This is a genomic window from Natronocella acetinitrilica, from assembly GCF_024170285.1.
GTDB lineage: Bacteria > Pseudomonadota > Gammaproteobacteria > Nitrococcales > Aquisalimonadaceae > Natronocella > Natronocella acetinitrilica.
In genome coordinates this window covers 621,596-647,263 of the sequence record NZ_JALJXV010000001.1, presented here as the reverse complement: position 1 = coordinate 647,263, position 25,668 = coordinate 621,596, and the positions used below count along the sequence as shown (strand labels likewise).

Annotated in this window: 24 protein-coding genes; 4 read left to right on the top strand and 20 right to left on the bottom strand. The window is 64.0% G+C overall.

Going from position 1 to position 25,668, the window contains the following annotated elements; all coding sequences use genetic code 11:
- Window positions 1-74 precede the first annotated feature (74 nt).
- The 7 genes from J2T57_RS03060 to J2T57_RS03030 form a co-directional block, all read right to left on the bottom strand.
- Window positions 75-272, bottom strand: coding sequence for a DUF1289 domain-containing protein (locus tag J2T57_RS03060; protein ID WP_253474010.1), 198 nt, complete (start codon window positions 270-272; stop codon window positions 75-77).
- A gap of 157 nt (window positions 273-429) precedes the next feature.
- Window positions 430-2,172, bottom strand: coding sequence for an Ig-like domain-containing protein (locus J2T57_RS03055; protein ID WP_253474007.1), 1,743 nt, complete (start codon window positions 2,170-2,172; stop codon window positions 430-432).
- A gap of 54 nt (window positions 2,173-2,226) precedes the next feature.
- Window positions 2,227-3,735 (bottom strand): amidohydrolase family protein, encoded by a 1,509-nt coding sequence (locus J2T57_RS03050; RefSeq protein WP_253474004.1) that lies wholly within the window; start codon window positions 3,733-3,735, stop codon window positions 2,227-2,229.
- The gene (locus tag J2T57_RS03045; protein ID WP_253474001.1) at window positions 3,735-5,321 is read right to left on the bottom strand and encodes an ABC transporter ATP-binding protein; all 1,587 of its coding nucleotides are present in this window, start codon (window positions 5,319-5,321) and stop codon (window positions 3,735-3,737) included. The genes J2T57_RS03050 and J2T57_RS03045 overlap by 1 nt, the downstream gene beginning before the upstream one ends.
- A gap of 4 nt (window positions 5,322-5,325) precedes the next feature.
- The gene (locus J2T57_RS03040) at window positions 5,326-6,303 is read right to left on the bottom strand and encodes an ABC transporter permease (RefSeq protein ID WP_253473998.1); all 978 of its coding nucleotides are present in this window, start codon (window positions 6,301-6,303) and stop codon (window positions 5,326-5,328) included.
- Window positions 6,290-7,357, bottom strand: coding sequence for an ABC transporter permease (locus tag J2T57_RS03035; RefSeq protein ID WP_253473995.1), 1,068 nt, complete (start codon window positions 7,355-7,357; stop codon window positions 6,290-6,292). Before J2T57_RS03035 ends, J2T57_RS03040 begins: the two co-directional genes overlap by 14 nt.
- 62 nt (window positions 7,358-7,419) lie before the next feature.
- Window positions 7,420-8,565, bottom strand: a complete 1,146-nt coding sequence (locus J2T57_RS03030) for a BMP family ABC transporter substrate-binding protein (protein ID WP_253473992.1) — start codon at window positions 8,563-8,565, stop codon at window positions 7,420-7,422.
- Between the two features lie 287 nt (window positions 8,566-8,852).
- Here J2T57_RS03030 and J2T57_RS03025 point away from each other — a divergent pair, with 287 nt between their 5' ends.
- The gene (locus J2T57_RS03025; protein ID WP_253473989.1) at window positions 8,853-9,854 is read left to right on the top strand and encodes an asparaginase; all 1,002 of its coding nucleotides are present in this window, start codon (window positions 8,853-8,855) and stop codon (window positions 9,852-9,854) included.
- On the opposite strand, the gene J2T57_RS03020 is transcribed toward J2T57_RS03025, so the two are convergent.
- From J2T57_RS03020 to J2T57_RS02965, 12 genes are all read right to left on the bottom strand, one after another.
- Complete coding sequence (locus tag J2T57_RS03020; protein ID WP_253473986.1) at window positions 9,855-10,187, bottom strand: hypothetical protein; 333 nt, start codon at window positions 10,185-10,187, stop codon at window positions 9,855-9,857.
- Between the two features lie 24 nt (window positions 10,188-10,211).
- Entirely contained in the window at window positions 10,212-11,165 is a 954-nt protein-coding gene (gene lhpI, locus J2T57_RS03015) for a bifunctional Delta(1)-pyrroline-2-carboxylate/Delta(1)-piperideine-2-carboxylate reductase (protein ID WP_253473983.1), read from the bottom strand.
- Window positions 11,166-11,167: 2 nt separating this feature from the next.
- Window positions 11,168-11,524: a RidA family protein gene (locus J2T57_RS03010; protein WP_253473980.1), complete on the bottom strand. Its 357-nt coding sequence runs from the start codon at window positions 11,522-11,524 to the stop codon at window positions 11,168-11,170.
- Window positions 11,525-11,553: 29 nt separating this feature from the next.
- A complete protein-coding gene (locus J2T57_RS03005; RefSeq protein ID WP_253473977.1) occupies window positions 11,554-12,582 on the bottom strand; it encodes a histone deacetylase family protein in 1,029 nt (342 codons plus the stop codon).
- A 4-nt stretch (window positions 12,583-12,586) separates the two neighbouring features.
- On the bottom strand, window positions 12,587-13,831 hold the full coding sequence (locus J2T57_RS03000; RefSeq protein ID WP_253473974.1) for a Zn-dependent hydrolase: 1,245 nt from the start codon (window positions 13,829-13,831) through the stop codon (window positions 12,587-12,589).
- Window positions 13,828-15,507 carry an ABC transporter ATP-binding protein gene (locus J2T57_RS02995; protein WP_253473971.1) on the bottom strand — a complete coding sequence of 560 codons (1,680 nt, stop codon included), beginning with the start codon at window positions 15,505-15,507 and terminating at the stop codon, window positions 13,828-13,830. The genes J2T57_RS03000 and J2T57_RS02995 overlap by 4 nt, the downstream gene beginning before the upstream one ends.
- Entirely contained in the window at window positions 15,504-16,349 is an 846-nt protein-coding gene (locus J2T57_RS02990) for an ABC transporter permease (RefSeq protein WP_253473968.1), read from the bottom strand. The genes J2T57_RS02995 and J2T57_RS02990 overlap by 4 nt, the downstream gene beginning before the upstream one ends.
- A gap of 1 nt (window position 16,350) precedes the next feature.
- Window positions 16,351-17,328, bottom strand: a complete 978-nt coding sequence (locus J2T57_RS02985) for an ABC transporter permease (RefSeq protein WP_253473965.1) — start codon at window positions 17,326-17,328, stop codon at window positions 16,351-16,353.
- 77 nt (window positions 17,329-17,405) lie between these two features.
- Window positions 17,406-19,040, bottom strand: a complete 1,635-nt coding sequence (locus tag J2T57_RS02980; protein ID WP_253473962.1) for an ABC transporter substrate-binding protein — start codon at window positions 19,038-19,040, stop codon at window positions 17,406-17,408.
- Between the two features lie 153 nt (window positions 19,041-19,193).
- Window positions 19,194-19,982, bottom strand: a complete 789-nt coding sequence (locus J2T57_RS02975) for an AraC family transcriptional regulator (protein WP_253473959.1) — start codon at window positions 19,980-19,982, stop codon at window positions 19,194-19,196.
- Window positions 19,983-20,041: 59 nt separating this feature from the next.
- Window positions 20,042-21,145: a ferrochelatase gene (hemH, locus tag J2T57_RS02970; RefSeq protein ID WP_253473956.1), complete on the bottom strand. Its 1,104-nt coding sequence runs from the start codon at window positions 21,143-21,145 to the stop codon at window positions 20,042-20,044.
- Window positions 21,146-21,250: 105 nt separating this feature from the next.
- A complete protein-coding gene (locus J2T57_RS02965) occupies window positions 21,251-22,030 on the bottom strand; it encodes a ferredoxin--NADP reductase (protein WP_253473953.1) in 780 nt (259 codons plus the stop codon).
- A gap of 290 nt (window positions 22,031-22,320) precedes the next feature.
- Here J2T57_RS02965 and J2T57_RS02960 point away from each other — a divergent pair, with 290 nt between their 5' ends.
- The 3 genes from J2T57_RS02960 to J2T57_RS22100 all read left to right on the top strand — a co-directional run bounded on the left by J2T57_RS02960 (window position 22,321) and on the right by J2T57_RS22100 (window position 25,001).
- Window positions 22,321-23,553, top strand: coding sequence for a S1C family serine protease (locus J2T57_RS02960; RefSeq protein WP_253473950.1), 1,233 nt, complete (start codon window positions 22,321-22,323; stop codon window positions 23,551-23,553).
- Between the two features lie 86 nt (window positions 23,554-23,639).
- The gene (locus tag J2T57_RS02955) at window positions 23,640-24,521 is read left to right on the top strand and encodes a DMT family transporter (RefSeq protein ID WP_253473947.1); all 882 of its coding nucleotides are present in this window, start codon (window positions 23,640-23,642) and stop codon (window positions 24,519-24,521) included.
- A gap of 354 nt (window positions 24,522-24,875) precedes the next feature.
- The gene (locus tag J2T57_RS22100) at window positions 24,876-25,001 is read left to right on the top strand and encodes a hypothetical protein (protein ID WP_301289054.1); all 126 of its coding nucleotides are present in this window, start codon (window positions 24,876-24,878) and stop codon (window positions 24,999-25,001) included.
- Window positions 25,002-25,030: 29 nt separating this feature from the next.
- On the opposite strand, the gene J2T57_RS02950 is transcribed toward J2T57_RS22100, so the two are convergent.
- The gene (locus J2T57_RS02950; protein WP_366519055.1) at window positions 25,031-25,564 is read right to left on the bottom strand and encodes an NlpC/P60 family protein; all 534 of its coding nucleotides are present in this window, start codon (window positions 25,562-25,564) and stop codon (window positions 25,031-25,033) included.
- Window positions 25,565-25,668 lie beyond the last annotated feature (104 nt).

Sequence of the window (25,668 nt, the reverse complement as noted above, 5' to 3'; positions counted from 1 at the left end):
TTGCCACTGTATCGTCTGGCGGCGCTTCGCGGGCGGCATCTGGCTTTGGGAAACGGCGTGACCGTCGGATTAAATCAGCCGGCGGTTGCCGTGGACGCTTCAGCGCGGCGGGCGGGAATGGCAGCGAGGACGGTTTCCCGCTCCTGCTCGCTCATGGCGCGCCAGCTCACGATCTCATCCATGGTGCGGAAACAGTTCGGGCAACTGCCCGATTCCATCGCCAACCCGCAGTTTCCATTGCAGGGGCTCTTCAACATGCTCTGGGGAGTCATGCAATCCTCCAGGGTGGTTGGAGCGCGTGAATTTCATGTACAAAGCCTATACAGGATAACAGATTCTACCGCACCCCCTGTACCCCTCGCGTAGGGTGCCGTTAGCGCGCAGCGCGTAACGCACCGTTAAGCTGGCCCCTTCCACCAAGCGTGATACCTATTGAAGCACCACTTCTATCTCGAATTCGGAGCCGGGTACGGACGGCTCCCGAAGCAAGAATGTCAGGCTTACGTCATCCGGATCACGACCGTCCAAGCTTCCGAAAGCAGCCGCAACCTGACCTCTTCCAAGGAGTACTCGGTCATTCAGCTGATCAAGCTCTTCGGCATCAAACTCACGTACGAATCCATCAGCATCGAAAACGTCGACTCCATCGATCTCGAATTGACGATTAGAGACGTTACCGATTGCGAAAATGTAAGCTTCAATGTTGCCGTCATCATCCCGCTGAATGAATCCCAATGGCACAACCACTTCAGCAAAACTGTCCACCACCCGCACAAACGCCAGGCCCTCAGCAATGGTGTCCGGCACATTGGCAAACACCAGATCGATACCAAGACTTCCTCCAGTGGCGGGTAGAGTCGCGACGCCGGAGAACGTTTCTCGCATGCCGTCCTCGGAGAAATTCAGAACATCGCTGCTGAGCTTGACGAAGCGCACCGGCGTGCCATCGACGATGGTCCGCCCCTCCACATTCGGGAACACCGTGGCGGTCAGTTCCGTCGTATCCTCACCGCCGGCGAGAATCACGTTCGGACGCGCTTCCAGTCGTAGGGCGCGAGGAGCGGCGGGCGCTTCCAAAACCTCAAGAAAAGCAGTGTCCGTGAGGTTCTCATCACCTCCCAGAATAGCCTTCACCGTCGTATTGCCGGGCTGTAGTCCGGCCGCCCGACCGAAGTTTGGTGCGGTGTTGCGGATCGTTGCGATATCCGGAGCATCGACGGACCACGTGACTGAGGTGGTGACATCTACGGTCGTATCGTCACTCAATCTGGCAACGGCGCCGAAAGCGACGATCCCACTCTGGTTAACAGTCTCCATCCCGGGCGAGATGCTAATGGAGTCGACGACGGCGTCGGTCACGGTCACCGCAGCCGAGGCGGCCTCGCCAGGACCGTCACCGGCAGTAACCGTCGCCGTCACATTCACGGACTCCGGCGCAGTCTGCCGACGACCCGTGACTAGGCCCGCCTGATCACCCACCGCGCCCACACTCACTGCGTCCGGATCAGCGCTCTCCCACTGCGCCACGCGAGTTAGATCACGCGAGCTACCATCCTCGAATACTCCCCGGACCACTAACCGGATCGACTGCCCCTGCGCCAACGGCGGCACCGGTTCAACCTGCTCTTCCTCGAACTCGTCCAACCAGAGGATCTCAAGCCCCTCCAGCGTCGCATCGGAAACCTCTACCTGTAACAGTGCGACCTGGTCCTCAAAGCGCGCCTCCAGGACCGTTTCGCCGCCACCCTCACCCCGCACCCGGGCGGGCGCGTCAGCGGGTACCGTGGCGATGGTCTCATCGGCCGAACTCCAGGCAACCTCGTCAGTGACCTCCCGACTGCTGCCATCGTCGAACTGGGCCGTGACGGTCAGCGCCTCCGAAAAACCCACAGGAACCTGCACCAGGGGTGGCGACGCCTCAAGCCCCACCAGCGAGGGCTCCGACGAGCCCGACGACCCACCCCCACCACCACTGCCACCGAAGCAGCCCGCCAGCAGCAGGCCGGCTCCGACAACCACACCAACACTCTGAAGAAGTCTTCTGATTTTCAATGGATTAACCCACCGGGAAAAGTCGCCGCCCACAGGACCACCATCCTGCCTTCGCCGGTCAGCCGCCACGAACTGGTTCGCGTTTTCCATGGCCGATGCACCGTCGTTGGCCTGCATCATACAGCGGGAATCCAGGCAGTCGATTGGTCTGTCCGACGACCGGCAGGGATGGGCTTACGAGTGCGGGTCCAGCCGCCGCTCCACGTGGTAGTGGCTGCAGGTGTTGGCGACGCAGAAAGCGCCGACGAACTCTCGAACCCGGTGGGCGAAGGCCATCGCGCCCTCGCTGGCGGGATCGAGGCGCTCCACCGCACGCTCCACATCTGCGCGCAGCCGTGCCTCATCGATGGTCGTGAAGCGGCCATGGTCGAGGATCAGCCGGCCATCCACCATGACGCTGTCAACGGCGCCACCAGATTCGGTGTTCACCACCTGCATCACCGGGTCGCGCAGCGGCCAGTAGTCGATGTGATCCAGACGCAGGAACACGATGTCGGCATGGGCGCCGACGGCCAGCCGTCCAATGCTGTCGCCGAAGCCCAGCGCCTGTGCGCTGCCCTCGGTGGCCAGGCGCAGCACTTCGTCACTACCGAGCCAGCGGTCGTGGTCCGGCAGTTGGATGCGGGACAGGTAGCTGGCGATGCGGGTCACTTCGAACATGTTCTGGGTATCGGAGGTGTTGGCGGCATCGGTTCCCAGCCCCACCGTCATGCCCCGGTCCAGCATGGAGCGCAGCGGCGCCAGGCCCGAGCCCAGGCGCAGGTTGCTGAGCGGGTTGTGGACCACCGCAGAACCATGGTGCGCCAGCCGGGCCATGTCGTCGTCATCCAGCCAGACGCCATGGGCTGCGCTGAGGTGGGGCCCGAGCAGGCCGAGCTCCTCCAGGTGCGCCGTCAGGGTACGTCCGTAGCGTTCCATGCCGCGTATTGCCTGACTTTTCGATTCCGCCAGGTGGGTCTGCAGTGATACTCCATGGTCCCGGGCGAGACGATCACAGCCTTGCAGAAACGCGTCGGAGCAGTGCATGGGGATGGTCGGAGCCAGGGCGGGACGAATCCGGCTTGTATCGTGGGACCAGTCGCGGAGTATGCGTTCGCTGGCCTCCAGGCTGGCTTCATGGGGTGCCATGCTCAGGCCGGCGACTTCCTCGCGCAGCCCCTCGGGCAGCGCGTCCATGAGCCCGGGCAGAGCCTGGTAGAGCGTGCGATCCGCCATCATGGGAGCGATGACTGCGCGCATGCCCACGTCGCCGTAGGCTCGGGCCACGGCATCCACCCCCTCCACGGTGGGCAGGGGGAACTCGGCGAACAGGTCCATGCAGGTGGTGCAGCCCTTGCGCACCATTTCGCAGGCGGCGAGTTGGGCTGTCAGGTACTTGTCTTCCAGGGACCGGTTGCCGCTCAGGGCGGGCACCATGGTCAGGAACAGCTCCAGAGTGGAGCGATCCGGCACCAGCCCCTTGCCCAGCGCACCGTGGGCGTGGGTGTGGCCGTTCACCAGCCCCGGTATCAGCAGCCGATCAGTGGCATCCACCTCGACGACTCCGGCTGGTGCGGCAAGGCCCGGCGGGCCGATCTCGTGGATCACGCCGTCCAGCACCAGGATATCGAGCAAGGGCGCGCCGCGGTGGGCGATGTCCATCACCCGCCCGCCACGTATCACCACACTCTGGGCAGCATGCATCACGCCTCCTGGTCCGTGGCGCTCACCTCAAGACCCTGGTTGCTGGCCATGTAGCGGCCGATGGTCCGTACATCCGCGGTTTCACGATCGGTTTCGTAGGCCACGGCACCGTCGAACATCACCACGATGCGGTCCGAGAGTTCCAGTATCTCGTCCAGATCCTCGCTGATCAGCAGCACGGATGCGCCCTTGTTGCGCGCGGCCACGATGCGGTTGCGGATCTCGGCGACAGCGGCGAGGTCGAGTCCGAAACAGGGGTTCTGGGCGATCAGCAGGGAGACATTGCCGGACAGCTCCCGTGCCAGCACGGTGCGCTGCACGTTGCCGCCGGAGAGTGTATCGAGTCGGGCCTCGGCACCCTGGGTGCGGATTCCGTAGTCATCAATGAGGCGTTCCGCCTGGCGGCGAATGGCGCCACGGCGCACAAAGTAACCGCCACCGGTGGTCAGCTCGGGCTCATCGAAATTGCGCAAGGCGAGGTTATCCGCCACCGACATGGTTTTTACCGCACTATTGTGCAACGGTTCTTCGGATAGCAGGTAGACACCGTGTTTGCGCAGGAACTGCCGACGGGGACGGAAACTCTCGCCGTTCAGCATGATTTCGCCACTGACCCGCGGGCGCTGTCCGGCCAGGGTCTCTACCAGTTCCCGCTGCCCGTTGCCGGATACGCCGGCGACCCCGAGAATCTCTCCGGCCCGCACGTCCAGGCTGACGTCACGCACCGCAGGGACGCCACGATCGCTGTCCACCGCCAGATCCCGAATCGAGAGCACCACGCCCCCCCGCTGGGCACCGGTGCGGGGGGCGGCCTCAGGAATGCGGTCTCGCCCAACCATCAGCTCGGCCAGGGCATCCATGGAGTAGTCGGCAACGGCACCACCGCCGACGTATCGGCCGCCACGCAACACCGAGACCTCCCGGGCGAAACGCTGCACTTCCCGCAGCTTGTGGGTGATCAGCACCACGCTGATCACGCCGCTGTCGGTGAGCTCGCGCATCAGCCCGAGGATCTGATCCGCCTCTGCAGGTGTCAGCACGCTGGTGGGCTCGTCGAGCACGATGAAGCGCCGCCCCAGGTAAAGCTGCTTGATGATCTCGAGCTTCTGCTTCTCGCCGGCTGCCAGCGTGGAAACCTGCCGATCAATGTCGATGTTGAACGGAGTTTTCTCGATGAAGGCCGCCATGGCCTCCCGCTGCTGACGCCAGGACACGAATGCCGGCACCGGGTCCAGCCCCAGCACCAGGTTTTCCGCCACGGTCATGCTGGGCACCAGGGTGAAGTGCTGGTAAACCATACCCAGCCCTGCCTGGTGGGCCTCCCTCGGCGTGCGGATCTCCCGCTCCTTGCGGTTCACCGACACGCTACCCGTGGTGGGGGTGTAGAAGCCCAGCATGCACTTCACCAGGGTGCTCTTGCCGGCGCCGTTCTCGCCGAGAATGGCGTGAAAGCAGCCGCTGTCGAATTCCAGGCTGACGTCATCCAGCGCCTGCAACTCACCGAAGCGCTTGCCCAGCTTCCACACCGACACCGACGGCGCCGGCTCACGGCCCAGTGTCTCCAGCGTTTCGTTTCCGATATCCATCACGTCACCTGCTGATGCTGAGCTCGCCCGGTGCGCCGGCAAGCTTGTGCTTGGTGGACGAGCTGTAGATCAGCAGCGCCAGGGTCAACACGTAGGGAGCCGCGTTGTACAGGTAGTAGTTATCGGTGATGCCCACCGACTGCAGTGCCGGCCCCAGCGCCGTGGCACCGCCGAACAGCAGCGAGGCATAGAAGCAGTACCAGGGATTCCAGCGGGCGAAGATCACCAGTGCCACAGCCATCAGGCCCTGGCCGCTGGAGAGTGATTCGTTCCAGGTGCCGGGGTAATACAAGGACAGGAACGCGCCGCCCATGCCGGAGAGGAAACCACCAGCTGCCGTGCCCAGTGTGCGCACCAGACGAATCTGATAGCCAACGGCGCGGGCAGCCTGCTCGCTGTCACCCACGGTGCGGAGCATGAGCCCCCAGCGAGTGCTGTTCATGCCCCAGTGGATCAGCGGAACGCAGATCACACCGATGATGAACAACACGTTGATATTCAGCGCCGACTGTATCGCCGGGATATCGCTCCAGAATCCCAGGGGCACCGAGGGTACCTGGGGCGCCGAAAGCTGGATATAGGGTTTGCCGATGAAAAAGGCCGCGCCGGTGCCGAAGATGAACAGTGCGATGCCCACCGCGATGTCATTCACCCGGGGCAGGTTGCAGATCAGTGCGTGCACCACGCCAAGTATGGCACCGGCGACGCCGGCGGCAGCGACCCCGAGCCAGGGGTTGCCGGTCATGTATGAGATGGCGAACGCGGCTACGGCGCCCAGCACCAGCGTGCCTTCCAGGCCCAGGTTCAGACGGCCGCCCTTCTCGGTGATGGTCTCGCCCAGGCTGACGAACAGGTACGGCGTGGACACACGGATGGCGCCACCGAGCACGGCGATCAGCACGCCCCACCAGCCCAGATCGGCGAAGGCCTGTCCGACCTCCACCAGGTCTTCGGTCATCTCCATCGCTTCATCCATTTCCATGGCGGAGCACCTTGCGGTTGAGCCACGGCCCGAGCAGGCCGTAAAGCGTGGTGGTGGCCAGCACCGACATGAAAAGCAGCCCCTGGAAGAGCAGGGTGGCGGCGTCGGGGAGATCGAATCGGCGCTGCAGGAGGCCACCACTGGCTGCTATGCCACCGAGTAGAATGGCGACCAGAATGATGGCCAGGGGATTGTGTCGGGCGGCGAAGGCGACCAGGATGCCGGCGTAACCGAACCCGACCACCAGGGAGTTGCTGGCGTAGCCGTGGACGGCAACGATTTCGATACCACCGGCGAGCCCGGCAGCCGCGCCACCCAGCAGGCAGGTCAACAGCGTGAGCTTCGCCACCGGCAGGCCCACGGCCTGCGCCGCGCGATTGTTTCCGCCCAGCACATCGGCGGAAAAGCCAAACGTCGTGTAGCGCATCAGCACGAAGGCAAAGAGGCAGACCACCATGCCGATCACAAGCCCCCAGTGCACGGTGGTGCCGGGAATGGTGCCAACCATGAACTCGAAGGGAATGCTCCAGCTTGATGGCTTGAGAACCTGCGCGTAGTCGCGAATCGGCCCGGTCACCAGGTGCATCATGATGGCGATGGCGATGTAGTTCATGAGTAGCGTGGCAATCACCTCGTTGACGCCACGGTAGTGCTTGAGCAGTCCGGCCGAGCCGATCCACAGCGCGCCGGCCAGTGAGGCGGACGCCAGGATCACGATCACGGCGAGCAGCGGCGGTGCGCCGGCCATGGCCACCCCCGCAACTACGGCGGCAACGCCACCCAGCACCAGGGCCCCCTCGTTACCAATGATGAGCAGTCCGGCCCGTGCAGGTATCGCCGTGCACAGCGCGGTCAGCATCAGCGGTGCCGCCTGAATCAGCGTGTCCTGCAACGAGAACCAGGTGCCGAACCCACCCAGGTAAAGGGTGTAGTAGACGGCGAACGGATCATGGCCCAGGGCTGTGACCAACACGCCGAACACGAACAATGTGAACAGCAGCGCCGAGAAGAACAGGATGGCCGCTTCCAGGCTACCGCCAGGGCGGATGAACATGGCAAGCCTCCGTGGAGAGTGGGATCGGCCGCGACGGATCACGCCGCGGCCGTGGGCAGAGCTCAACTATCGCCGAGCCCGGTGCGGCCAATCGCGCCTTCCACCAGCCAGTCGACGCCAACCTTGAACTCGTGATCGGTATTGCTGACCACTTCGCCTTCTTCGAGGATGGTGTTGCCCTCGTTATCCCGCAGCGGGCCGGCGTAGAGGGGCAGGGTGTCGTCGACGAAACCCTGGCGTGCAGCCAGCACCTCTTCGCGGACATCCTCCGGCACGTTGGCGCCGAAGGGGCTCAGGGACACCATGTCGCGGGCGAAACCGCCCCGGTAGAGGTTCGGGTAGTCCCCGTCGCCGCGCCAGGCCTCGACGAAATCCGCGCCCCGGGCCCAGTTCCACTCGGCACCGGTGAGGAAGCCGTTGGGGGCCAGACTGCTCTGGTCGGTGTGGTAGCCACAGCTGTAGATGCCGCGACGCTCGGCGGTTTCGATGCAGACCTGCGGGCTATCAGTATTGGCCACGATGACATCAACACCCTGGTCCACCAGGCTGTTCACGGCCTCCGCTTCCCGCACCGGATCGTTCCAGTCGCCGGTGATGATCACGCGGCAGGTCACGTCCGGATTCACCGATCGGGCACCCAGGGTGAAACCGTTGCAGTTGTTGAAAATGAAATAGAGGGGCAGCGAGCCTATGAAGGCAATGCGGTTGGTCTCGGTCATGCGACCGGCGGCGATTCCCGCACAGTAATGCCCTTCTTCCATGAAGCCGCGATAACCGATGGTGTTGGGGGCATCGCCGTCTTTCCAGAGGCCGCCGGCATGCACGAACAGCACGTCGTCGAAGCGGGGAGCCAGGCGCTGGATGAAGGGCCAGTAGCCAAACGACGTGGGGAACAGCACCTTGGCGCCATCCAGTCGGATCATGCTTTCCATGACGTTGGCGACGGCATTGGTTTCCGGCACGTTTTCCTGCTCGATGAGGCGCACGCCGGGCAGTTCCGCGATGCGGCGGGCGGCAACCGCGTGGGCCTGGTTCCAGCCAAAGTCATCCCTGGGGCCGGTGTAGATGAAGCCCACGGTGATTTCCTCACCGGCAGCCGCGGCCCGCAGGCCGAGGCCGGGAAGCACAGCCATCATCCCGGCCATGCCCATCACATTGGCGGACATCTTCAACATGTCCCGCCGGGAATACTTTTTCTGATCAGTCATTGGTCCTGACTCCCGTTCACTCGGTTCGACGCCCCGTTTCGTGCGGGGATCGTGCGGAAGACGATCCGCGTGGGGCGGTGGGAGCAGGAGTCGTGCCAAGCGCGTCGGCGTTGCGCCACTAGGGCGGTGGCACCAGAAAGAGGCAGCGGTAACCTGACAAACGCGGCCCCAAAAGGGTGCGCACTGACCCCAAATGGTGCACGGCACGAGAGCAGCACTTGCCGGCTTCCCGACGATCGCCTGTACACTGACGGTCTACGAATGTCGCAACGGATATCGCAAGACCCATGGTCGAATCAAAGAATCCACCGGAAATCGCCCTCCTCGGCGTTGGCGGCACCATCGCCATGGTCCGCAGTGAGCACTCCGGCGTGATGCCAGCTCTGGATGCCACTGCGCTGCTTGACGCTGTACCGGGGCTGGACTCTGTGGTCCGACCAAGACCGATCAACCTGAAGAATGTCCCCAGTCCCCACCTGGGCCTGGAGGATCTGCCTGATATCGCCGCCGGGATCACGGCTGCGTTTGCCGATGGCTGCGTCGGCGTCGTGGTGAGCCAGGGCACCGATACCATCGACGAGATCGCCTTTGGCTTGCACCTGCTCCACGCCTGGCCGGCACCCGTGGTGGTCACCGGGGCTCTTCGCCACCCGAGCCAGGCCGGTGCCGACGGGCCGGCCAATATTCTTGACGCCATGCGGGTGGCTGCCCATCCAGCGGCCAAAGATCGAGGCGTGATGGTGGTATTGAACGCCACCATCCATGCCGCTGATCGGGTGATCAAGCGGCATGTGTCACGGCCAGACGCCTTTTTCTCCCCGCGCGGCGCGCTGGGCGAGATCATCGAGGACGCGGTGTATTTTGAAGCGCTCGCGGACAGACGCGGCGCCGGGGCCGCCGCCGGTTGCCAACAGCCCGCGCCGGTGGCACTGCTGCCAGCAGCCCTGGGCGACGACGGTCGCCTTATTGACCACTTGCAAGGGGCCGGTTACCGGGGCCTGGTACTCGACGGCATGGGTGGGGGCCATCTGCATCCGACCATGGCGGATCGGCTAGAGCAACTGGGCCCGGACTTTCCCGTGATTATCGCCAGCCGCACTGGAAGCGGCCGGACTCTGCGGCAGACCTACGGCTACCCTGGGGCAGAAATCGATCTGGCAGCGCGCGGCGTGATCCGTGCCGGAAGCCTGACCGGGTTGAAAGCACGCATAGCCCTGTCATTGCTCATCGGCAACGGTGCGGAACGGACCGCCGTACGGGGATTTTTCGAGCAATTCGGCGGCGGCTGATCAGGCGTCCAATCCGTAGATCAGGGCATGGAACAGCTCGCTGCGCCGTTCGCTGTTGAAGCAGGCCTGCAGCAGCAACCAGCCTGCGGGCTTGATCCAGGCGACGTCGGCGGTGGCCTCATCCACATCCAGCAGGCACACAAACCCGCCCTCGGCGATGGAGTCCTCCCGATCACAGGCCAGCACCCGCCTGACAGCGCTCTGTATGCTACGGGCCGTGTCCAGATCCAGCGCGGCATTGAAGAAAATCGCCGCATCATCTTCGCTGATTCGCCGGCCGAGGCGGATTTTCCCTACCGCTTCAGCGCGTTCCCCGGAGTGGTCGCCGGTCATGCCCTGATTCCCTGTGCTGCAGCATCAATCGCCCGCCTTGCCAAGCCGGCCCCATACCTCGATGGCGGCGGCGAGATCCTCCAATGAGGCTCCAACGGACTTGAACAGGGTAATACGATCCTGCGCCGTTCGGCCAGCGCGCTCGCCCCGCTCGAGCTCGGCAAGGTCAGCGCGGATGTCAGCCTCCCGGAAACTGCCGGCGTCAATGGCCTGAAGGATATCACCGGCCTCCCCCCGGGCCCCGGCATAGGTGTCGACATAGACATCTGCACGCTGTAGGCAGGCGTCGTCACTCTCCCGCATGCTCGGTCGGAAGGCACCGACCAGATCCAGATGACTCCCCGGCGACAGCCACTCGCCGCGAATGATTGGCTCGGTGGAGAGGGTCGCGCAGCTGATGATGGCGGCAGCGGCTACCGCGTCGGGCAGGGCATCGTCGGCCACAGCCTCGCAGTCCAGCCCTTGGCGACGGTAGGTCGCCGCCAGCGCCTCGGCCTTCTCGGGGTTCCGTCCCCAGACCCGGAATCGCCGAATCGGCCGCACCGCCGCATGGGCTTCCAGCAGCATTGGCGCAAGTCGTCCGGTTCCGACGACCAAAAGGCTGTCGGCATCCCCCCGGGCGAGGTGACGGCTGGCCAGGGCCGATGCGGCGGCGGTTCGCCGCCGGGTGAGCTCACTGCCGTCAATACAGGCCAGCGGCCGGCCATGCCGCCCCTCGGAGAGGAGATACAGGCCGGCAATGGCGGGCAACCCGGCAGCGGCATTCTGGGGAAACACGTTGACGATCTTCACACCGATATAACCGTCGTGCTCCCAGGCCGGCATCAACAGTAGCGTGGCTTCGCCATCAGGGCGTTGCACGGCGTGGTGATGGCGCGGTGGTGACACGCAGCCCTGCCGGAACATGTCCCCGATGCGGTCTATCAAGGGCGTCCAGCGGAGGACTCTGGCAACCTCTTCGGCACCAATGACCTGCATGATCAGCCCTCCGGCAGGGCAGCTGTCACCATGATCTCCACGCGCCAATCGGCCCGCGCCAGTCTCGCCTCGACGCAGGCCCTGGCAGGGGTGCGACCGGTGGCCACCCATGCGTCCCAGACCCCGTTCATGGCGTTGAAGTCACCCAGATCCGGCATCCAGATGGTTGCCGACAGCAGGTGCGAGCGATCCGTACCCGCCTCGGCGAGCAGGGCGTCGATCCGCTCCAGCACCTGACGGGTCTGACCAGCGGTATCGGCAGCTGCATCCTCGGCAACCTGCCCGGCCAGGTACACCGTTCCGTTGTGTATCACCGCCTGACTCATCCGTGGACCAGGGGCGATGTGTCTGATGCCCATGTTCATCTCCTCGCTTGTGCGTTTTCTCTTTATGTTTCGGCGTTGAAGCCGTCCAGAAAGCTGAGCAGGTTCCGGCCCAGGGATTGGGTGGGGTAGCCACCCTCCTGCACGATGACCGTGGCCAGGTCAAGCGCCCTGAGCCTGGCTCCGACAGGGATGAAATCCTCGGTCTCCAGCCGCAGACCGGCCAGGGGGTCGTCCTTGTGGGCGTCCAGCCCCAGCGCGATGACCAGTACCTGGGGTTGCCAGGACTCCAGTTCCTCCAGCAGGCGCTCCAATGCGGCGATGAACTCCCGACCAGTGCTACCCAGCGGCAGGGGGATGTTGTGATTGCTGCCCAGCCCGGCGCCAGCGCCAGTCTCATCGGCACCCCCCCAGTAGAACGGATAAAACTCCCGGGTATCGGCATGCACGGACCCCGTCCAGATATCGCCGCGGTTGTAGAAGATATCCTGGGTACCATTGCCGTGGTGCAGGTCGACGTCGACGATGGCCACCCGGGCATAACGCGTACGCAAGTGTGCCGCCGCCACCGCGGTATTGTTGACGAAACAGAAACCACCAGCTCGTTCGGGGCCGGCGTGGTGCCCGGGCGGGCGGCACAGCGCATAGGCGTGGTCGCCTCCGTCAAGGACGGCCTCGGCGGCAGCGACTGCACTGGCGGCGCTGGCGGCGATGCCGGTCCAGCTATCGGCACCCAGTGGGCAGGCCATATCGTGCATGTGCCATCCGGCCTGGCCTACAGGATGATCGGGATAGCGCCGACCACCCCCCACGGGATGCACGTTGGGCATCACGATATCCGTGCCTCCTGGCAGGGCCTGCCAGCGACCGTGAATCGTCTGCAAGAAGCGCAGGTACCGGTCACTATGGACTTGGCGAAGCGGTTCCAGACCACACTCCGGCACGTGGGTGCTGACGCTGAAGCCCGCGCCGGACAGTGCGTCGAGCAGGATTTCCGCGCGCACGGGGCCCTCCGGGCTTGGTGTGAGCTGGCCACGGAGCAGAAAACTCTTCGGCGCGTGGCATGCCTGGTCCGGGTGGTAGTAGATACGCATGACGCTAGCCCCGACCGGCGGCGGTTCGCACCGCTTCGAACAGCACCGCGCAACCGCGTTGGGCATCCCCGGGCTGGATGTTTTCCGCCTCGTTATGACTGATGCCACCTTCGCAGGGGACGAAGATCATGGCCGCCCGACAGACGCGGGCTACATACACGGTATCGTGTCCGGCGCCGGAGACAATGTCCTGATGGCTATAGCCCAGAGCCCTGGCAGCGTCACGAACGGAATCGACCAATCCGGCATCGAAGGGCAGCGCCGCTGAATGCCAGAAATCCTTTATCTCCACCTTGAGGTTCGCCGCCTCGCCAATGGCCACGGTTTCCCGATGAAAGCGATGGTGCATGTCTTTGAGTTGTTCTTCATCCGGGTGACGCAGGTCTGCGGTCAGGAATACCCGGCCCGGAATCACATTGCGGGAATGGGGATGCACGTCGAGGATACCGACGGTGGCGCAACCGTCGTCACCGTCGACCTGACCGATGCGGTTCACCAGGTCGACGATCCGTGCCGCCCCCACCAAGGCATCCCGACGCAAGCGCATGGGGGTGGGGCCAGCGTGGGCCTCCTGCCCGGTGATCGTGACTTCGTACCAGCGCTGCGCCCGGGCGCCGGTGACCACGCCTATCTGACGACCGGCATCTTCCAGGACAGGGCCCTGCTCGATGTGCAGCTCGAAGCAGGCGGCAAAGGGCCGTTGCCGGTGGTCGGCAGGCGCGTCGCCATTCCAGCCCAGGCGCTGGAGTTCGTCGCCCAGCCGGGAGCCGTCCTGCCCCTGCTTGTCCAGGATCTCCTGCCGTGTGAAAACTCCGGCCCACACACCGGAGCCCATCATCGGCGGGGAAAAACGTGCGCCCTCCTCGTTCATCCAGACGGCGACGTCGATGGGGTGGCGGGTCTGAATGCCGTGGTCGTTGAGCGACCGGAGCACTTCCAGCCCTGCCAGTACCCCGAGGACGCCGTCAAAACGGCCACCGGTGGGCTGGGTATCGAGGTGGCTGCCCATCACCACCGGATCCAGTGTCGGGTCCGTACCCGGGCGGCGCACGAAGAGATTGCCGATGGCGTCGGTGGTCGGTTCGAAGCCATCCTGCCGGGCCCAGTGCAGGAACAGATCCCGCCCTGCCCGGTCCTCGTCGGTCAGTGCCAGACGGCGGTTGCCGCCGGCCTGCCCCGGGCCCACCTGCGCCATTTCCATGAGGCTGCCCCAGAGGCGCTCGGTATTGATCGGACAGGACATGCTCATTGCGATAACTCCCGGGGCCGGCGCGCCCTCTGCGCGCGCAAGTGGCGAAGATCTTCGGGGATCTCCCAGTCCTGGCCAGGAATCGCATCCAGCAGGGTTCTCGTATAGGCATGCTGAGGGTTGGAGAACACCTCGCGACAGCTACCCATCTCCACCACCTTGCCGGTCTGCATCACGGCCACGGTGTCGCAGACCTGGGCCGCCACCCGCAGGTCATGGGTGATGAACAGCATGGACAGACCAAGCTGGTGACGGATGTCGTCCAGCAGATCCAGCACCTGGGTCTGCACCGACACATCCAGAGCCGAGACGGGTTCATCGGCAATCAGCAGCTTGGGGTCCAGCGCAAGGGCCCGGGCGATGGATATCCGTTGTCGCTGTCCGCCAGAGAACTCATGGGGATAACGCCGGGCCGCCGATGGATCCAGCCCGACCAGTTCCAGCAATTCCTCGGCGCGAGCATGGGCCTGCTTGCGGGGTGTACCGAATGCGATAGGGCCCTGGGAGATGATGTCCGCCACCCGGTAGCGGGGATTCAGCGAAGCGTAGGGATCCTGAAAGATCATCTGCACATCCTTGCGGAAGGGGCGGAATGCCTTGCGACTCAGCCCGACCAGGTCCGTACCCTGAAACACGATGCGACCGCCGTCGGCCTGGTGCAGGCCGACGATGCAACGGCCAAGGGTCGACTTGCCGGAACCGCTCTCCCCCACCACGCCCACGGTCTCCCCGGGATGAATGGTCAATGACACATCGTCCGCGGCAATGAGTTCACGGCCCTTGCGCAGAAAGCCGCTGCCCACCCGGAAGACCTTGCGCACGGCGTCGGCAGTGAGCAGTGGATCACCCTCCCGGGTAAAGTCTGCACGGTGCTCGATGTAGTGGGGTACCGCGGCAATCAGCTCCCGGGTGTAGGGGTGCTGCGGCTGGTTCAGCACCTTATCCGCCACGTCATATTCCACGCACTGGCCGTGCTGCATCACCGCGACGCTGTCGGCGATCTCTGCGACCACGCCGAAATCATGGGTGATGAAGATAACGCCCATGCCCTTGTCAGCCTGCACCTTGCGAACCAGGTCAAGTATCTGTTTCTGGGTGGTGACATCCAACGCAGTGGTGGGCTCATCGGCGATCAGCAGGCTCGGCTCCAGAGCCAGCGCAATGGCGATCATGACGCGCTGGCGCTGACCGCCCGACAGCCGGAACGGATAGCTGCGGCGGAGATCACCCGGGTTGGGCAGGCCGACATCGTTCAGCAGCTCCAGCACCCGGGCGCGGCGTCCACGGCTGTCCAGGGGCGAGTGCAAACGCAGCGCCTCCTCGATCTGTTCCCCGACCCGCATCAGCGGATTCAGCGCCGTCATGGGCTCCTGGAAGATCATGCCCATGCCAACGCCCCGGACGGCGCGCTGTCGGGCCCGGGACATGGTGAGCAGATTCTCGCCGTTCAGCAGTGCCTCACCACCAGCCACCTTGACATGGGGTTCCGGCAGCAAGCCCATGATGGCGTGGGCAACCATGGACTTCCCCGACCCGGACTCACCGACGATGCAGAGTATTTCCTCCCGGGCAACGCTGAGGTCCACGGACTCCACCGCCAAGGGTCGATCACCCCCCGGCGGCAGACTGACACTGAGGCCGCGCAACTCCAGAACCGGCTGATCGGCGGCGCTCATCGGCCCCTCCCCTTGCGTGCCAGTTTCGGGTTCATTGCATCATTCAGGCCTTCCCCCACCAGGTTGATGGCCAGCACCGTAATCAGGATGGCGATGCCGGGGAAGAAACTCATCCACCAGGCCTGGCGGATCACCGTGCGGGCTGCGCCGATCTGGTAACCCCAGCTCATCATGTTGGGATCGCCCAGACCCAGAAAACTCAGCGCACTCTCCAGCAGTATCGCGGTGGCTACGGTGAGGGACGCAGCAACAATGATGGGAGAGAGACTGTTGGGCAGAATCTCCCGCAGGATGATGCGCGAGGTGGACTGGCCCGTGGTCACCGCCGCCAGCACGAACTCCCGGGAACGCAGGCTGAGAAACTCACCCCGCGCAAGCCGCGCCAGTGGAGGCCAGCTGACAATGGCTATGGCCGCCACCAGGCTGTAGATGGACGGCGTGAAGATGGCCACCAGCACCACAGCCAGCACGAAGTTGGGAATGGTCTGGAACAACTCGGTAAAACGCATGATGGCGTCATCCACCCAGCCACCGAAATAGCCGGCCAACGCCCCCAGGGTGACGCCGATGAACAGTGCAACCAGGCTCGAAATCAGCCCGATCAACAGCGACACCCGGGCGCCATGGACGATGCCGGCGGCGATATCCCGACCGAGCGTATCGGAGCCGAGCACCACATCATCCGACAACGGTGGCTGGAACGGTGTGGTAACCATTGACCAGGGGCTGCGGGGGTAGAGCACGTCGGCGAAGATGGCCATGAGCACCACCAGCGCAAGTATCACCAGGCCGATGACCGCACCGCGATTGCTTGCGTACGCCTTCCAGAAGTCTCGACTCATGTCAGTCCACCTCGATCCGGGGGTCGACGATGGTGTAGATCAGATCGGTGATGATGTTGAACACCAGCACCAGGACCGAGGTCACGACAAACACGCCGAGCAACACCTGGTAATCCCGCTGCAGCAGTGCGTTGAAGGCAAGCCGGCCGATACCCGGCCACGCAAACACGGTTTCCACCAGTATGGAGCCGCCGATCAGGTGTCCGGCCTGGAATCCGGCAAACGTAATGACCGGCAGGATGGCGTTTCTCAGCACGTGGAACACCATCACGTTACCCTCGGTGACCCCCTTGGCCCGCGCCGTCTTCACGAAATCCATGTCGTGCACTTCCAGGATCGACGACCGGGTCAATCGCGTGTAGACCGCCATGTAGAACAACCCCAGGGTGAGCACCGGCAACACCATGTGGCGGGCAATATCCACCATCCGCTCAAGCCCCGTGTAACCCCTCCCCACCGATTCGAAGCCGAAGGAGGGCAGCCAGCCCAACTGCACGCTGAATAGCAGAATCAGCATGAGCCCCAGCCAGAACAACGGCGTGGCGTAGCTGACCAATGCCAGGGTGGTAATGGCCGTGTCCGCCCATCGGCCCACTTTCATCGCCGCCAGGGTGCCCAACAGCACACCCATGGCCAGGGCGAAGAGGAAGGCGGTCACGGTGAGCAGCAGTGTTGCCGGCAACCGGTCCAGGATCAGGTCACTGACGTGCTGTCCCTGCCGGTAGGAAAAGCCCAGATCGCCCTGGAAAACCGCTGTAACGTAGAGATACATCTGGGTGTGGAGCGGTTCATCCAGCCCGAAGCGCTGACGCAGCACCTCCACGTACTGTTCGTCCGACGCCCCGGCCTCCCCCGCCATCACCGCTGCCGGATCCCCGGGTGCCGCCCGGATCAGGGCAAAGTTGATGAGCACGATGAAGAACAGGATGATCGCCGCTTTTACCAGGCGCCGCGCCAGGAACAGCCCGATCTTTGTCATGCGGACCCAGGCCTCCGTTGCCGGATGGGGAGTCGACCCCCGGGAGCCGGATGCCCCCGGGGGTCACGCTGCCGGCGTTATTCCCGGATCCAGACGTCGGCGAAGGTGTCGGCCACACCCACGGCTGACATGGTGTGATTCTGTACGCGGGTGTTGACGATGGTGGGGAACTCCATTTCCAGCAACCACAGCACCGGCAACTCATCCACCAGGATCTGCTGAACCTCTGCATACAGCTCGGCGCGGAGCTCTTCGTCGTTTTCCACCGCGGCCTGCTCGAACAGCTCATCCACCCGCTCGTTGCAGTAGCCCATGGTGTTGGTAAACAGCACCCCCTGACGGATGTTGTCGCAGACGTAGGTGCGGGACACCCCAAGGGCGGGATGGCCGTACTGGTAGACGAAGTTGTTGGTCAGCTCATACTCCCAGTCCGCCACCCGCTGCGCCCAGCCGGCGGAATCGGTGCTGCGCATGCGCACGCGGATGCCCACCTCGTTCAGCGCCTCGCGGGTGTACTCCGCCAGCCGGGTGAAGGTCTCGCCGTAGGGCAGCGGCAGCAGCTCCACCTCGGCGAAGTTGCCGTTGCCGTCCCGCTCGAGACCCATTTCCTCCATCAGCTCCACGGCCCGATCGGGATTGTGCTCGTAGATGTGCACATCGTCCGTGTACTCGATGGTCACCGTGTTGATGGGGCCGGTGGGTATGCGGCCGAGACCCATGAAGATGTTGTCGCGGATGAACTCCCGGTCCAGGGCATACATCATGGCCTGGCGGAAGCGGGGATCATCTAGCGGCTCCACCCGGTGGTTGACCTCGATCCAGGAAAGCGGCGCGGCGATCTCGTAGCCCTCGGTCACCACGTCGAGGTGCGGCATGCCCTCCAGGCGGGGCACATCAAAGGGCTCGATGTTGTTGAAGGAACTCATGTCCACCTGGCCGGTTTCCAGCGCCAGTGCGCGGGAAGCAGCATCCGGGATCAGCCGGAAGTAGATCTCGTCGAGGTAGGGCTTGCCCTCTTGCCAGTAGTCATCGAAGGCCACCAGCTGCACATAGTCACCCCGGCTCCAACGCTCGAACTTGAAGGGCCCCGTACCGATGGGGTGATCATTCATCTCGTTGTCGTTGAAGTCCGTGCCCTCGTAAATGTGGGCCGGCATGATGGGGAAACTGGCAACCTCGAAGGCCAGAATGAACGCCGGATAGGCTTCGTCCAGCTCGAAGACCACCGTGTGATCGTCCGGCGCGGTGACGGACTCCAGTCGGGCGAAGTTGGCCCGCGCCCGGGAGTGGGTCTCCGGCAGGAACTCGGTGGCCGTGAACACCACGTCATGGGATGTTAACGGCTCACCGTCATGCCAGGTCACCCCCTCCTGGAGGTGGAAGGTGTAGGTCAGGCCGTCATCGGAGATTTCCCACTCCCGCGCCAGACTCGGCATGGGATCCAGGTCGAAATCGTAACGCAGCAGACTTTCGTAGATCTTTCCGGCAACCACCTGGGTCGGAGACTGCTGGTTGATGCCGAGAATCAGCATCGGTGGCTCGGGATCGAGTATGACGTTGAGGGTGCCGCCGTGTTGTGGCTCCTCGGCGTGAACCGCCGAAGTCGCCAGGAGGCTGCCGCCAACGGCGAGACAACCCATGAGAGCCGCGCCTGCCCACCAGTTTTTGCTTGTCGCGGCGTGCCCGCCGGCCTGAACCCCGTTTCTGTTCATCTCGATCATCCCTCTGCTTCTTGTTCGTGACAGCCTGATCAGGTGTCGTGTCCACGGCACCACGATCCCACGACCTGCACCTATTCAGCCTAGAAGCCAGTAGTCGACCAGAACTTGGCCGAAACTGCGGGGGAGTTGATCGAGACTATGAAATCAATCAGGCCGACGGGTTTTTGCCCGTCGCAAGCGCGAGGGTGGCGCCCCCAGATAGCGGCGGCAGGCCCGGGAAAAGCTGGCCTGATCGGCAAACCCCACTTGCCGGGCAACCATGCCCAACGGGCAGTCCGTATCCCGGATCAGACGATGAGCCTGCTCCATGCGTCGCTGCTGGATGTAAGCCTGGGGCGTCAGTTCGAGTCGCTCACGAAAAATTGCGTGCAAATGGCTCACACTGATGGCGCAGGCAGCAGCCAGATCGGCTACAGACAGCATGCGATCCATGTGGGCATCGATGAAGGCATTGACCAGCCGCAGATCCACCCGGGGGTGGGGGCGCACCGGGCGGGGTGCCGGAACCTCACGCCGCTGCTCCACAACGCGAGCGCAGACCGCGCGCAGCAGCACCGCCGCCACCTCATTGTGCAGGCCAGGGCTCTGTTGAAGCTGCGTGATGAGGACGTCCGTCAGTTCGCGCAAAACCGGGTCCACACGGAAGAAGCGCGGCTTGTCGAACAGCCTGTTGAGCTCGTTGACGTACGCCGTGCGGCCGGGGGTTGATACAGGCATGTCGAGGATCAGGGTGCGATTGCAACCATCTCCTTCGTACTCATGGTGATGCGAACAGGGAAGGATGCAGCCGTACTCAGGCGTGACTTGCCGCGTCAGGGACTCGACGGCGAGATCCGTTTCGCCCAAGGTACACATTACCAACTGGTGATAATCGTGCTCATGGGAGACATGACTGCGAGACAGACTGTCTACCCGCGCGTCGAACAGGGACATGGCTGTTCACCCGAAACCGCATGCAGCCATTAGTGTAGTGCACGATCAGGGGCGCCCCGTCAAGACTCCGCTCCCTGGGCCGTAGCAAGTTCTCCGGTTTCTTCCGTGTCCCGACGACCGCGTGCGCCGCCCCCGGCTTCGGGCCAACCCTGGGCGTGGCTGAGGATCAGATCCGTCAGCATGTCGAGGTGATCGGAACGGTCGTTCAAGGCTGCGATATATCGCAACTCGCCGCCACCGGCCTCCTCGAAGATCTCCGCGTTCTCGCCCTGAATTTCCTCGAGAGTCTCGAGGCAGTCGGCGGAAAAGCCCGCACAGATCACATCCAGCGTCTTCAAGCCGGATTTGCCCAGGGCCTCCACCGTCTTGTCCGTATACGGCTGGAGCCAGACTTCACGACCGAAGCGGGACTGAAACGTGACCTGCCAGGCATCATCCGGCAGTTGCAGAGACTGGGCCACCAGTCGGGCCGTCTTCTGGCACTGGCAGTGATAGGGGTCACCATCAAGCAGGTAGCGCTGGGGCGTTCCGTGGAAAGAGAACAGCAGTTTGTCACCCCGGCCGTGCGCTTCCCAGTGCTCGCGGATACTGGCGGCAAGACAGGCGATGTAGGCAGGGTCGTCGTGATACTGGCCGATAAAGCGCAACTCGGGGACCCAGCGCCAGCCCTTCAGCTCGTCGGCCAGGGCATCAAAAGTAGAAGCAGTGGTGGCCCCGGAGTACTGCGGGTACATGGGCAGCACGAGCAGCCGCTCAGCGCCGGCCTGGCGCAAGGTCTGCAGGGCCTTGGGGATGGACGGGCTGCCGTAGCGCATGCCGAGTTCCACGGCGACGGGCCCTTCCAGCCGGGAGTGCAGGCGCTGGGCAATGCCCTCGGTCTGCGCCCGGGAGATCACCAGCAGCGGCGAGCCTTCGTCCGTCCATACTTCGGCGTAGGCACGCGCCGACTTGGCCGGCCGTGTACGCAGCACGATTCCGTGGAGGATGATCCGCCACAGCAGCCTGGGGACTTCAACCACACGCGGGTCGGCAAGAAACTGTGCCAGATACGTCCGCAGGGCCGGGGCCGTGGGCGCATCCGGGGTACCGAGATTCGCCACCAGCACGCCCAGGCGGGGAGTATCGTCGTGCTTGAAAGCATCCTTCGCGCTGAAACGCGGCATCTACGGGCTCCCGGTCCGATTTTGGGCAGTCCGTAACCATACCAGCAAGCTGCCGGAAGCCAAGCCCCGATTGAGGAGACGCCGTACTATCGACGCCGTGGCGGGTTACTTTTCCACGAAAGCCCGTTCGATCACGTAGTCCCCGGCAACGCCGATACGGGCCGATGCCTTGAAGCCACGGTCGTCGAGCATGGCCTGCACATCCTTCAGCATGGCCGGACTCCCGCAGATCATGGCGCGGTCCACTGCAGGGTCGAGGGCGGGCAAGCCGATATCGCGGAAAATCTGGCCAGACTCCACCAGATGCGTGATGCGTCCCTGGGTGCGGAATGGCTCACGAGTGACGGTGGGGTAGTAAATGAGTTTGTCGCGCACCTCTTCACCGAAGAACTCGTTTTCCGGCAATTCCCGGGTAATGAAGTCCGCGTAGGCCAGTTCGCTCGCGTAGCGCACGCCATGAACCAGAACGATCTTGTCGAATCGCTCGTAGGCTTCCGGGTCCTGGATGACGCTTAGAAATGGTGCCAGCCCCGTGCCGGTGCTGAGCAGATACAGGTGCTTGCCGGGCAGCAGGTCACTCAGTACCAGGGTACCGGTGGGCTTGCGACTGGCGACCACGGTATCCCCCTCCTTGAGGTGCTGCAGGCGGGACGTGAGGGGGCCGTCCGGCACCTTGATGCTGAAGAACTCGAGATGATCCTCGTAGTTCGGGCTGGCAATACTGTAGGCCCGCAACAAGCGCTTGTTGTCACCCTCCTGCAAGCCAATCATCACGAACTGGCCGTTCTCGAATCGCAAGCCCGGATCACGGGTGGTGCGGAAGCTGAACAGGGTGTCGTTCCAGTGATGGACGCTCAGTACCGTTTCGGTGCCCAGTGTGCTCATGCGCAAGCTGCCTCGATTGTTCAACGATCCGCCAGCACCGCCCCACCAGCGCCGACGATTCAAGGATGCCGAATGTTAGAGACCAATGGAATACTTGTGAAATGGGTTATTCGAATAAGCTATAAACGGGTCGGTATAGTGTTTGGCTGGTTGCGAGCCGCATCACTGAACCGTCGGCAGACAGTGTGTCTAATGGTTTTGGGTTTCCAAGCTTTCTCACAGCCGACGCGTCGAGGCATTGCCGAATGCGCTACCCGTTCGCAGTTTCGCCCGCAGCCAGGCCGGCATCGATGCATCGCGCGACGCGAGCTGTCAACCTGATTTCCAAGGGCGGCATCGTCCTGCTCCTGATGATGATACTGCAGGCCTGCGCGACGACCCCGGATGATGCAGACCACGACCTGGAAGCGGAACTTGAGCAAACGGCGCTGCTCACCCCGCCCGCTCAGCCGGGCACCGATCAACCACTACCTCCACTGCTCACTGACGGGCTATCCGCCGCCGAGATCAACACGGTCGACATCTATCGCAACCGGATTCGTGCGGTCGTGCATATCACCGCAGTGCGCCTCCAGCGTACGCAAGAGCGGGGCGCGTTTCCCGTCGGCGGTGTCGGCAGCGGCTTCATTATCGATCAGGACGGCACGGTGGTAACCAACCAGCATGTGGTTCAGGGCGCGCAGCGCCTGCTGGTCACCCTCTACGATGGCAGCCGCTACCCGGCGGAACTGATCGGCGAAGATCCGGAAATGGACCTGGCCGTGATCCGCTTTCTGCCCGGGGGACGCGAACTGTCCACGATTCCCAGGGGTGATAGCACCAACCTTCAGGTCGGTCAGCAAGTGCTGGCCCTGGGTAACCCATTCGGCCTGGACGGCACATTGACGTCCGGCGTGGTATCGGCCCTGAACAGACCCATGCGCACCAGCTCCGGCTACATCATGCGGGAGCTGATCCAGAGTGATGCAGCCATCAATCCCGGCAACTCCGGTGGACCGCTGCTGAACTCCCGGGGCGAACTGGTGGGGGTGAACTCCATGATGGTGTCACCATCCCGGGGCAGCGTTGGCATCGGCCTGTCGATTCCATCCAACACCGTGGACCGCATTGTCACCCACATCATCAAGGAGGGGCGCGTCAATCGTGGCTGGATCGCCATCGAGGGCATCACGGTGGATCGACGACTGGCCACCGATGCCCGCCTCCCGGTTGCTTCCGGTGTACTGGTGACCCGGCTGGTACCCGAGGGCAACGCCGTCACCGCCGGGCTGCGGGATGGCGAGGGCGGCCGCGTCGTCCAGCACGGGCCATACCGCGTTCCCGTCGAGGGTGACATCATCGTCGCGATCAACGGTGAGCCAATACGATCGGTGGGCGAGCTGTTTGCCGAGCTCGAGTCCACCAGGCCCGACGACCACGCCTTACTCACCGTGCTGCGCGGCAGCGCCACCGAAAACCTGGCGATCCGCCTCACGGAGCGCCCCGACGACCCACCGGAGCCCGTGCTGCGTCGCCCACGCTGACGCAGCACGGGGTGCATGCGCCCCGCCAATCCCGCAAGATTGCACCCGGCGCCAGCAGCCTGCGGCGCGCGTAATCGGGAGATGGCATGGCTCTGGTCCTGGGGCTGCTGACAGCACTCAGCTACGGCATTGGCGACTTTCTGGCCGGCATGGTGGGGCGGCGCATGGCGCCGTTGGCGGTCGCCCTTTATTCACAATTGGTGGGTGCCGCATTCATGCTGGTCGCCGCCCTGCTGTTCGGCGGGCTTCCATCCACCACCATGCTGCTCTGGGGTGCCGCCGCCGGCGCCGCAATGGGCTTTGGCTTCGTGGTCTACTTCCAGGCTCTGACCCTGGGGCGCATGGGCATCGTGGCCGCGGTCACCGGGGTCTGGGGGGCGGCGGTGCCGTTCGTCTTTGGTCTCGCTCTTGGCGAGCGTCCGAGCGTCTGGGCCATGGCCGGCGTCGCTTTGGTGGCCGTTGCGATCGCCGTGGTCTCGGCAGGCTCCCCGGCGGCGATACCCAGCCACTCCCTGCCTCCACCAGGTGATGTCCCGCGGCCACGACGACGTCAGCTCCTGGGGGGCGGGCTCACCCAGGCCACCATCGCTGGTGTGGTGTTCGGGCTGTTCTTCGTGTTTCTCGATCAGGCGGACGGCGGCAGCCCGCTCTGGCCTGCAACCGCAGCGGTTGTCGCATCCATCGTCGTGGTGGCCGGACTTGTGCCGATCTTCCGCCCCGTGCTGCGCCTGGGCATGCGGGACCTCACCGTCATGACCGCCGTTGGTGCCTGCCAGGCGCTGGGCACGTTGCTGTTCATTATCGCCGTGCGGGAAGGTCTGCTCTCGATTGTCGCCGTGGCAGCAGCGCTCTCGCCGGTACCGACGGCTCTCTGTGCCCGGGCGTTCATGGGTGAGCGCCTGACCAGGTGGCAGTTCGCTGGCTTCACAGCGGCTATCGCCGGCGTGGCGTTGATTGCGCTGCACTAGTTCGGCGCAGCGCTGCTGGTCACTCGCGGTGGCAGCGGACTGACCCTGGAGGTCCACTATGTTGATGGCTACCTTGCCGCCGCGGCTTGCGCTCTGCTCTGGTCAAGCTACTCGGTGCTGAATCGTCGCTATGGTGCCGTACCAACGGAGGCGGTCGCGGGTTTTTGCGCCGTCGGTGCCATTCTTGCTGCTTTCTGTCACCTGCGCTTCGAGCAATGGGTGACACCCCAGGGCGTGCCCGCACTCCGTTTGTGCTGTTTGCATGGGGTGCCATGGTCTCAACGCACCCCAACGCACAATCCCGACAACCACCAGCCACCGAACCAAACATGCCCGGCTGCGGTCCATCCGACATTGGCAACAAGACTGCGAGGCTTCCACATGAGCGGTGGCGAAATCATGGTAATCGGCAAGCTGATTCTGACCTTTGGCGGTTTGCTGGCCTTCGCCATCTGGGAGCTTTACAAGCTGAAGAAGTAGCCTGCCATGGCACCGGCTGCATCACGAAATCAGGGCCGTCGGGCGGTCCACCAGTTGCCGGCCCAATAGGGGTTATCCAGTTCGGAAAGCATCACGCCCTGGCTCGTAGAGGCGTGCAGAAACTGCCCGCTCTCCACGTAGATCCCCACGTGCCGGGTCTTGCCGGTGCGGAAGAACACCAGATCCCCGGCCTCAAGCTCGGTGCGCGCAACGGGCCGCCCCACCCGCGCCTGGCCTTCCGTGGAGCGTGGCAGGCGGCGGTCGAAATGGCTGGCGAACGTCGTCTGCACGAAAGCCGAGCAGTCAATGCCCCGTCGGCTGGCACCGCCAAGGCGATAGGGCGTTCCGGCCCAGTCATCATGCTGGGCATAAAGGGCCTCGATCACGGCCTGGCGCTGAAGGCGATGATCCGGTGCCGGCGACGCCGAGCGCTCAGCAGCAGCCGGTGCACTCGGCCGGGCGTCCACCACCGGCGCCGGCTCTCTGGGCGCACTGGCGCATCCGGCGAGCAAGCCTCCCAGCAGCAACACACCTGCCGTGTACTTCCAGCGCGTCCCTATCACCGCAGACTCCCGAGATCATGTCTGTGAAAAAGTGTACGCGGCGACCATGAACACGACGATGCTTCAGTTCACATGAACCAGACCTGAATCTGCTGCCTGGACGT

Coding starts and splice junctions, on each gene's coding strand:
- J2T57_RS03025 (WP_253473989.1), top strand. CDS start 8,853: ATGGTCGAATCAAAGAATCCACCGGAAATCGCCCTCCTCGGCGTTGGC.
- J2T57_RS03005 (WP_253473977.1), bottom strand. CDS start 12,582: ATGCGTATCTACTACCACCCGGACCAGGCATGCCACGCGCCGAAGAGT.
- J2T57_RS02985 (WP_253473965.1), bottom strand. CDS start 17,328: ATGACAAAGATCGGGCTGTTCCTGGCGCGGCGCCTGGTAAAAGCGGCG.
- J2T57_RS03030 (WP_253473992.1), bottom strand. CDS start 8,565: ATGACTGATCAGAAAAAGTATTCCCGGCGGGACATGTTGAAGATGTCC.
- J2T57_RS02980 (WP_253473962.1), bottom strand. CDS start 19,040: ATGAACAGAAACGGGGTTCAGGCCGGCGGGCACGCCGCGACAAGCAAA.
- J2T57_RS02955 (WP_253473947.1), top strand. CDS start 23,640: ATGGCTCTGGTCCTGGGGCTGCTGACAGCACTCAGCTACGGCATTGGC.
- J2T57_RS03045 (WP_253474001.1), bottom strand. CDS start 5,321: ATGGATATCGGAAACGAAACGCTGGAGACACTGGGCCGTGAGCCGGCG.
- J2T57_RS02995 (WP_253473971.1), bottom strand. CDS start 15,507: ATGAGCGCCGCCGATCAGCCGGTTCTGGAGTTGCGCGGCCTCAGTGTC.
- hemH (WP_253473956.1), bottom strand. CDS start 21,145: ATGCCGCGTTTCAGCGCGAAGGATGCTTTCAAGCACGACGATACTCCC.
- J2T57_RS03020 (WP_253473986.1), bottom strand. CDS start 10,187: ATGACCGGCGACCACTCCGGGGAACGCGCTGAAGCGGTAGGGAAAATC.
- J2T57_RS03035 (WP_253473995.1), bottom strand. CDS start 7,357: ATGTTCATCCGCCCTGGCGGTAGCCTGGAAGCGGCCATCCTGTTCTTC.
- J2T57_RS03040 (WP_253473998.1), bottom strand. CDS start 6,303: ATGGAAATGGATGAAGCGATGGAGATGACCGAAGACCTGGTGGAGGTC.
- J2T57_RS03050 (WP_253474004.1), bottom strand. CDS start 3,735: ATGCATGCTGCCCAGAGTGTGGTGATACGTGGCGGGCGGGTGATGGAC.
- J2T57_RS02965 (WP_253473953.1), bottom strand. CDS start 22,030: ATGAGCACACTGGGCACCGAAACGGTACTGAGCGTCCATCACTGGAAC.
- J2T57_RS02990 (WP_253473968.1), bottom strand. CDS start 16,349: ATGAGTCGAGACTTCTGGAAGGCGTACGCAAGCAATCGCGGTGCGGTC.
- lhpI (WP_253473983.1), bottom strand. CDS start 11,165: ATGCAGGTCATTGGTGCCGAAGAGGTTGCCAGAGTCCTCCGCTGGACG.
- J2T57_RS03000 (WP_253473974.1), bottom strand. CDS start 13,831: ATGAGCATGTCCTGTCCGATCAATACCGAGCGCCTCTGGGGCAGCCTC.
- J2T57_RS03010 (WP_253473980.1), bottom strand. CDS start 11,524: ATGGGCATCAGACACATCGCCCCTGGTCCACGGATGAGTCAGGCGGTG.
- J2T57_RS03060 (WP_253474010.1), bottom strand. CDS start 272: ATGACTCCCCAGAGCATGTTGAAGAGCCCCTGCAATGGAAACTGCGGG.
- J2T57_RS02975 (WP_253473959.1), bottom strand. CDS start 19,982: ATGTCCCTGTTCGACGCGCGGGTAGACAGTCTGTCTCGCAGTCATGTC.
- J2T57_RS02960 (WP_253473950.1), top strand. CDS start 22,321: ATGCATCGCGCGACGCGAGCTGTCAACCTGATTTCCAAGGGCGGCATC.
- J2T57_RS03055 (WP_253474007.1), bottom strand. CDS start 2,172: ATGATGCAGGCCAACGACGGTGCATCGGCCATGGAAAACGCGAACCAG.